Source organism: Amycolatopsis azurea DSM 43854 (genome assembly GCF_001995215.1).
Lineage (GTDB): Bacteria > Actinomycetota > Actinomycetes > Mycobacteriales > Pseudonocardiaceae > Amycolatopsis > Amycolatopsis azurea.
The window spans coordinates 165168-172872 of sequence record NZ_MUXN01000018.1 but is presented as its reverse complement, the minus strand read 5'-3'; the positions used below and the strand labels follow the sequence as shown (position 1 = coordinate 172872).

The following is a 7705-nucleotide window of genomic DNA, read 5'->3' as shown; positions in this document are numbered from 1 at the left end:
CCGCGCCGCAGGCGCCCGCCGAAGCACCGCGTCCGCCCCGTGCGCGCCAGCCGCGCCGTGCCCCGCAGGCCGCGCCCAGCCCCGAGGCTCCGACGCAGCGCCGTCCGCCGGTGGTGAACCCGGGCGCGCAGCAGCAGCCCGCGGTCCCGGCGCCGCCGCGCCGTCCCCGCCGCCCCGCTCAGCGACCGGTGCAGCAGACACCCGCCGCGCAGGCGCCGTCCGCGCCGTCCCTGTCGCCCGGTGTCCCGCCGCGGTCCGAGATGGACCGGCTGACGATGACCGACGAACTCGAAGCGATCGACGACGCGACGATCACCAAGCGCAAGATCGATCACACGCTCGCCCGGTTCTCCGCCGCGCACGACGAACTCGAAGCCGAAGAGGCCAAGAAGCGCGAGCGCCGCGAACGGCTCGCGTCCCGTCCCGCCGCGCTGCTGGAGCAGACCCGCACGGCGCTGCAGCGGGTGGTCACGACCACCGACCCGGAGCCCGCGGAAGCCGCCGAAGAAGCGTCCCCGCAGACCCGCCTGCAGGAGAAGAAGGAACGCAAGACCAGGCAGGCGGCCAAGGCGGGCCGGATCGCGGCCGCCGTGGTCGCCGCGCTCGTGTTCCTCTCCATCGGCACGGCGTGGGGTGCCCAGACCTGGTTCGACGCGAAGTTCAACAACGTCGCCTCGCTCGACGAAGACTCCGCCGACATCCAGGACGCCGCGGGCCAGACAGGCGACGAGAACTTCTTGATGGTCGGCTCCGACAGCCGTGACGGCGCGTCCGCCGAAGACGGCGTCGGCGACACGGAAGGCACCCCGGGCGCCCGGTCAGACACGGTCATGATCGCGCACGTCCCCGCCGACAGGCAGCGCGTCGTCATGGTGTCCTTCCCGCGCGACCTCGAGATCAGCCGCCCCGAATGCAAGCGGTGGGACCCGGCGACGTCGTCGTACTCGGACCAGGTCTCGCCGGCGCAGAAGATCACGAAGCTGAACACCGCCTACGCGGTCGGTGGCCCGCAGTGCGTCACGAAGGTCATCCAGCAGATCACCGGCATGAAGATGAACCACTTCGTCGGGATCGACTTCAACGGCTTCAAAGCCATGGTCGACGCCGTGCAGGGCGTCACCGTGTACAACGAGAAGCCGATCGACGACACCACGCTCGGCATGGTCATCCCGCAGGCGGGCGAGGTGCGGATCTCCGGCGACCAGGCGCTGAACTACGTCCGGGCGCGGCACGTCAAGGGCGACCCGACGTCGGACTACGGCCGGATCAAACGGCAGCAGGCCTTCCTCGGCGCGCTGCTGAAGACGGTGATGTCGAAGGACGTCATCCTGGACACCGGCAAGCTCAGCGGCTTCATCGACGCGTTCGCCAAGGCCACCTTCGGCGAGAACCTCGGCATCAACCAGATGATGACGCTGGCGAAGTCGATGAAGGGGATGGGCTCGGAAAAGGTCAAGTTCCTCACCGTGCCCACCACCGAAGAGGCGAACAAGCGCGGCAACGAGGTGCTGTTGCAGAGCAAGTCGAAGACGCTCTTCCAGGCGCTGATCAACAACACCCCGCTGGAAGAGAAGACCCCGGCGCCTCCCGCGAGCGACACGGCGGCCACGCCGACCAGCTCCGCCAAGTCCGGCGGCGCCAAGAAGAGCAGCAGCTCAGGCTGAAGATCCGCCGAAGGATCATTCGTTAGTCCGGGTTCACGTCAGGTTCACTCTGGGATGCGGCTTTTGGACCCTCTTCCCCGTAGGGTTGGGCCATGCGTGAGGCTTACCATGTCGAACTCGAACAGCTCGCCGAGAACCTAGCGAGCATGTCGCTCCAGGTCGCCGACGCGATGGAGCGGGCGACCCGGGCGTTGCTCGAGGTCGATCTCGGACTCGCCGAGCAGGTCATCAGCGACGACGCGAAGGTCGACGACGCGCGCGCCGAATGCGAGGAGCAGGCGTACGCGCTGCTGGCCCTGCAGGCACCCGTCGCGACCGACCTCCGGACCGTCCTCGCCGCGATCCACGCGGCGGAAAGCCTGGAGCGGATGGGCGACCTGGCGCTGCACGTGGCCAAGGCCGCGCGCCGCCGTCACCCCGACCCCGTGCTCCCCGATGCCGTGCGGGGCGACTTCGCCAAGATGGGCGAGGTGGCCGTCAAGCTGGCCCGGCAGGCCGAGCAGGTCATCAAGTCCAAGGACGTCGAGGCCGCCCGCACGATCGAGTCGGACGACGACGAGGTCGACGAGATCCACAAGCACCTGTTCACGGTCATCATGGACCGGAACTGGGACCACGGCGTCGCCGCGGCCGTGGACGTCACCCTGCTGGGCCGCTTCTACGAGCGCTTCGCCGACCACGCCGTCTCGGTCGCGCGCCGGATGATCTTCGTGGTGACCGGCAAGATGCCCGGCTACGGCACCGAAGACATCTAAGGGCTGAAGGGGACTTTCCCCTCGTCAGACGTAGCGAAGGGGCCCTTCACCGCATCGGATGCGGTGAAGGGCCCCTTCGCGTCTGTCGGCATCCCAATCCCTCGCGACATGCCCTGGTACCGCAAGTAGTCGACTAATCGCGTCAATGGCCCAGGTACATGAAGGCCCCCTTCCTTGCGCCTGGCGCAAGGAAGGGGGCCTTCATGTACCTGCCGAGACTCAGCCAAACCTGCCCGAGATGTAGTCCTCGGTCGCCTTCTCGTCCGGGTTCGAGAAGATCTTCTCGGTGTCGTTCAGCTCCACCAGGCGGCCCGGCTGGCCGACGCCCGCCAGGTTGAAGAACGCGGTCTGGTCCGAGACGCGCGCCGCCTGCTGCATGTTGTGCGTCACGATGACGATCGTGTACTCCTTCTTGAGCTCACCGATCAGGTCCTCGATGGCCAGCGTCGAGATCGGGTCGAGCGCGGAGCACGGTTCGTCCATCAGCAGCACGTCCGGCCGCACGGCGATCGCCCGCGCGATGCAGAGCCGCTGCTGCTGACCACCGGAGAGGCCGCCGCCGGGCTTGTTCAGCCGGTCCTTGACCTCGTTCCACAGGTTCGCGCCGCGCAGGGCGCGCTCGGCGACCTCGTCGAGTTCCTTCTTGCCTTTGGTGCCACCGAGGCGCAGGCCGGCCACGACGTTGTCGCGGATCGACATCGTCGGGAACGGGTTGGGCCGCTGGAACACCATGCCGATCGTGCGGCGGACCTGCACCGGGTCGACCCCGGCGCCGTAGATGTCCTCGCCGTCGAGCAGCACCTCACCCTCGACGCGGGCGCCGGGGATGACCTCGTGCATGCGGTTCAGCGTGCGCAGCACCGTCGACTTGCCGCAGCCCGACGGGCCGATGAAAGCGGTGACGTTCCGCGGCGGCACCGAGAGGGTGACGCCGTCCACGGCGTGGAATTTGCCGTAGTAGATGTCCACGTCCTTGACGTCGATTCGTTTGGCCATCTCAAACAGCTCACTTCTTCTTCGGGGCGACAAGACGGGCAAAGAGCATGGCGAGAAGGTTCACGATCGCGATGATCAGCACCAGGGTGAGCGCGGCACCCCAGATCCGGTCGAACGCGACGGTACCTTCGTCGAACGGGTTGCTGACCCGTTCGTTGTTCATCAGAAGCGGCAGTGCGGCCTGTTCGCCACCGAAGATGTCCCAGTTCACGTAGGCGGAGTAGCCCACGAGGACCAGCAGCGGCGCGGTCTCGCCCATGACCCGGGCGAGCGCCATCATGATGCCGCCGATGATGCCGGACAGCGCGGTCGGCAGGACGATCTTCATGATCGTCTTCCACTTCGGCACGCCGAGCGCGTAGGAGGCCTCGCGCAGGTCGTCCGGGACGATCCGCAGCATCTCCTCCGAGGAGCGCACGACCACCGGGATCATCAGCAGCACCAGGGCGAGCGACACGGCGAAACCGCTGCGCGGGAGGCCGAACGTCGTGATCCACAGCGCGTAGATGAACAGCGCCGCGACGATCGAGGGGACACCGGAGAGGATGTCGACCATGAACGTCGTGACCTTCGCGAGTTTGCCTCGGCCGTACTCGACCAGGTAGATCGCGACCAGCATGCCGATCGGGACCGCGATGATCGCGCAGACCAGGCCTTGCAGCACCGAACCGATGACGGCGTGCAGCACGCCGCCGCCGACCTCGTCCGACAGCACCGAACCGAAGTCCTCGGTCCACCAGTTGCTGTAGGGGATCCGCTTGACGCCGTTGATGACCACCGTGGCGAGCAGCCACACCAGCGGCACGACGGCGATCAGGAACGACAGCCAGATCAGGACCGTCGCGATGCCGTTCTTGGCCTTCCGCGCCAGGCTGACCTGCTGGAAGGCGGGGGTGGTGGCAGGGGTCTTCTCGAGCGTGGTGGACATGCTCAGTCCCCCTTCTTGGCGATGATGGATCGCGCGGCGAAGTTGACGATGAACGTCAGCAGGAACAGCACGAGGCCGGCCGCGATGTACGCGCCCGCCGAGATCTCGTTGTTGAGTTCCGCGTAGTCCGCCGCGATCTTCGAGGCGAAGGTGGCGCCACCGTCGAAGAGGCTCCAGGTGAACTCGCGGCCCACCGCGCCGGTCAGGATGATCGCGAGCGCGATCGTCTCGCCGAGCGCACGGCCGAGACCCAGCATCGAGGCGCCGATGTACCCGGCCTTGCCGAACGGCAGCACCGTGGTGCGGATGACCTCCCAGCGGGTGGCGCCCAGCGCCAGCGCGCCTTCGATGTGCGGGGTCGGGGTCCGCTCGAACACCTCACGCGACAGCGAGGTGATGATCGGCAGGATCATCACGGCGAGCACGATGCCCGCGGTGAAGATCGTGCCGCGCATGTCCGGCGAGACGTTGCCCGCCGCGAAGATCGGGACCCACGAGAAGGTGTCGTTGACCCACTGGGAGAAGGGCTCGATCGTCGGCGCGAAGACCATCAGGCCCCACAGGCCGTAGATGATCGAGGGGACCGCCGCGAGCAGGTCGATCACGTAGGCGAAGGGCTTCGCCAGCCGCTTCGGCGCGTACTGGGTGAGGAACAGCGCGATGCCGAGCGAGATCGGCATCGCGATGATCAGCGCCAGCAGCGCGGAGTAGACGGTCACCAGCAGCAGGCCCATGATGCCGAACTTCATGTCGTTCGGCTCGGTCTGCCAGACCTGGCTGGTCAGGAAGTTGACGTTGTCGGCCTGGAGCGCCGGGATCGCCTGCACCAGCAGGAACAGCCCGATCAGGCCGATCAGCGAGACGACGAAGACGCCGGCTCCGGTGGTCAGGAACTGGAAGATGCGGTCACCGGGCCGCACCGTCCTGGAATTGGGGCTCGCGAGTGGCACCGAGGACTTCTCGGGCGGTGACGCGGCAGGTTGCTCCGAAATCGGGTCCTCCGTGAAGGTCTCGCGGACGCCAGAACGCCCACCGGGGTCGCCGGTGGGCGTTCTGGGCGAAGACGAATCGCTCATCGACTACTTCTGTCCAGCCTGTTTACTGATCGACCTGAAGATCGGCGACAGGGTCAGGCGATGGCCTTGACGGCGGTCAGGACCTTGTCCTGCAGGCTCTGCGGGATCGGCACGTAGCCCTTGTCCGAAAGCGGCTTCTGACCGTCGGTGGCGGCGACGTTCAGGAACGCCTTGACGGCCTTGGCGACCTCGGGGTCGGCGTACTTCGAGCAGACGATCTCGTAGGTGGCGAGGATGATCGGGTAGGTACCGGCGACGTTGCTGGAGTAGATCGCGTTCAGGTCCAGCGCGAGGTCGTTGGTGCCTTCCTTCTTGAACTTCGCCGCGTCGAGGGCCTTGGCGACGTTCGCCGCGGTGAGCTCGACACCGCCGGAGCCGCTGTCGATCAGGGCGGCGTTGATGCCGTCCTTCGCGAACGCGGACTCGACGTAGGTGATGGCGCCGTCGGTGGCCTTGACCGCGCTGGCGACACCGTTGGACTTCTCGGCACCGTTACCGACGCCACCGTTGAACTTCTTGCCGTCGCCCTGGGTCCAGGCGCCCTTCGAGGCGGCCTTCAGGTACTTCTGGAAGTTGTCGGTGGTGCCCGACTCGTCGGTGCGGGAGATGACCTGGATGGCCTTGTCCGGCAGGTTGACGCTCTCGTTGCCCTTGACCGCCTTGATGGCCGGGTCGTTCCACTTGGTGATGCCGCCGTTGAAGATCTTGGCGGTGACCTCGGGGGTCAGGGTCAGCTTGTCGACACCGGAGACCTTGTAGGCCACGGCGACCGGGCCGATGACGAGCGGGAGGTTCCACGCGTCGGAGGCGCAGCGGGCCTTGGCCTTGTCGGCTTCCTCGCCCTCCTTGAGGGGCGAGTCCGAACCGGCGAAGTCGACCTGGTTCGCGTTGAACTGCTTGATGCCGGCGCCGGAACCGCTGGGGTTGTAGTTCACCTTCTGGCCGGCGCACTTGGCGGCGTACTGCTGCACGAAGATGTCGACCGCGGTCTTCTGCGCGGACGAGCCCTCGGCCGAAAGCGGGTTCTTGCCGCCGCATTCGACGCCTGCCGTGCCACTGGGCGCGGAAGCGGCGCCAGAGCTCTGGGGCTTGGTCGCCGCCGGGTCGGATCCACAGGCGCCGAGCACGAGGGCGGCGGTGGCCACGATGCCGATCGCGCCCGCGGGCCGCATGATCTTCACTGCATTTCCTCCACTGGGAGACTTTCGCCGGATCGGTGGAACGGGAGCGTTCCTTCCGGACCCGGACATTAAGCACCGACAGTGGACAGGCGACCGTCTAAGGGTGAACGGCAAGTGAACAAGGCGGCCGATGTGAGCAGCGCGACTACTCCGAAAGTGGGCCGTGTCCCGCCCGTGACCTGGGCGTCTGCTCTCCGTGACCGGTCAAGTGCCGCACGTGTGAACGCGGTTACCGAGCGTATTGAACGTCGACCTCGTATCGGGTGAAGCCCAGCTTCGAATAGACCGCGAGCGCCGGAGCGTTGTCGCCTTCGACGTACAAGATCACTTGACCCAGCCCGCGATCACGGAGATACCGGAGCCCGGCGAGGGTAAGCGCCTTCCCGAGGCCGCCGCCCTGCGCGTCCGGGTCGATGCCGACGACGTAGACCTCGCCGGCGGGCTCGCCGCCGAACCTGCCGGGTACCGCCTCGTGGACCTTCGTCCAGTGGAAGCCGATGACCTTCCCGTCCTCTTCCGCGAGGAAGAAGCCCTCGGGGTCGAACCAGGCTTCCTTCTCGGTCGCCCGCACCTCGTCGGCGGTCAGGGCGCCCTGCTCGGGGTGCCAGTCGAAGGCGCGCGCGTTGACGCGGACCATCGCCTCCTCGTCCTGGCCGGGAACGAACGTGCGCAGCGTGACCCCTTCGCGCGTCACGGGTTCCGGCCAGTCCGCCGCTTCGGCGTCGGCATGCAGGATCAGCAGCTCACGGGCGCGCTCGAAGCCCTCGGTCCCGGCGATGTGGACGGCGGCGGGGTGGTCGCCGTGCGCCCAGACGCGCAGCGGCTTCCCGTCGGCGTGCTCGACGAGAGCCCTGGTGGCCGCGCGGCCGTGACCGGACCGGCGGTGCGCGGGATGGACGAACAGTTCGGCGACCTGGTTACCGTGCGAATCGCCTTCGGTGTCCAGGTGCGCGTACACGACCAGCTCACCGTCGACGTGCCCCAGCAGGTGCCGGCCACCGGCGAAACCGGTGTCCTGGGGATCACCGTCGGCCTCGCGCACGGCGAGCAGGAAGTCGTGGATCTCTTCCGTTTCCGGTTCACCGGTCCAAGACAGATCGAGCAT

7 protein-coding genes are annotated in these 7705 nt (G+C 67.4%); 2 read left to right on the top strand and 5 right to left on the bottom strand.

Features of this window, described 5'->3' with window-relative positions; all coding sequences use genetic code 11:
• Positions 1 to 260 precede the first annotated feature (260 nt).
• Together B0293_RS24800 and phoU are read left to right on the top strand one after the other, a co-directional pair.
• Complete coding sequence (locus B0293_RS24800) at positions 261 to 1664, top strand: LCP family protein (RefSeq protein ID WP_039916026.1); 1404 nt, start codon at positions 261 to 263, stop codon at positions 1662 to 1664.
• Between the two features lie 92 nt (positions 1665 to 1756).
• On the top strand, positions 1757 to 2419 hold the full coding sequence (phoU, locus tag B0293_RS24795; protein WP_005152682.1) for a phosphate signaling complex protein PhoU: 663 nt from the start codon (positions 1757 to 1759) through the stop codon (positions 2417 to 2419).
• Positions 2420 to 2638: 219 nt separating this feature from the next.
• On the opposite strand, the gene pstB is transcribed toward phoU, so the two are convergent.
• The 5 genes from pstB to mshD form a co-directional block, all read right to left on the bottom strand.
• On the bottom strand, positions 2639 to 3415 hold the full coding sequence (gene pstB, locus B0293_RS24790; protein ID WP_005152681.1) for a phosphate ABC transporter ATP-binding protein PstB: 777 nt from the start codon (positions 3413 to 3415) through the stop codon (positions 2639 to 2641).
• 10 nt (positions 3416 to 3425) lie between these two features.
• Complete coding sequence (gene pstA, locus B0293_RS24785) at positions 3426 to 4343, bottom strand: phosphate ABC transporter permease PstA (RefSeq protein ID WP_005152680.1); 918 nt, start codon at positions 4341 to 4343, stop codon at positions 3426 to 3428.
• Between the two features lie 2 nt (positions 4344 to 4345).
• Positions 4346 to 5263: a phosphate ABC transporter permease subunit PstC gene (pstC, locus tag B0293_RS24780; RefSeq protein WP_005152679.1), complete on the bottom strand. Its 918-nt coding sequence runs from the start codon at positions 5261 to 5263 to the stop codon at positions 4346 to 4348.
• A gap of 209 nt (positions 5264 to 5472) precedes the next feature.
• Complete coding sequence (gene pstS / locus B0293_RS24775; protein ID WP_005152677.1) at positions 5473 to 6600, bottom strand: phosphate ABC transporter substrate-binding protein PstS; 1128 nt, start codon at positions 6598 to 6600, stop codon at positions 5473 to 5475.
• A 229-nt stretch (positions 6601 to 6829) separates the two neighbouring features.
• A complete protein-coding gene (gene mshD / locus B0293_RS24770; protein WP_005152675.1) occupies positions 6830 to 7705 on the bottom strand; it encodes a mycothiol synthase in 876 nt (291 codons plus the stop codon).

Excerpts from the sequence above, each read along its gene's own strand:
- B0293_RS24800 (WP_039916026.1), top strand. The coding sequence starts at position 261 with ATGGACCGGCTGACGATGACCGACGAACTCGAAGCGATCGACGACGCG.
- phoU (WP_005152682.1), top strand. The coding sequence starts at position 1,757 with ATGCGTGAGGCTTACCATGTCGAACTCGAACAGCTCGCCGAGAACCTA.
- pstB (WP_005152681.1), bottom strand. The coding sequence starts at position 3,415 with ATGGCCAAACGAATCGACGTCAAGGACGTGGACATCTACTACGGCAAA.
- pstA (WP_005152680.1), bottom strand. The coding sequence starts at position 4,343 with ATGTCCACCACGCTCGAGAAGACCCCTGCCACCACCCCCGCCTTCCAG.
- mshD (WP_005152675.1), bottom strand. The coding sequence starts at position 7,705 with ATGCTCGATCTGTCTTGGACCGGTGAACCGGAAACGGAAGAGATCCAC.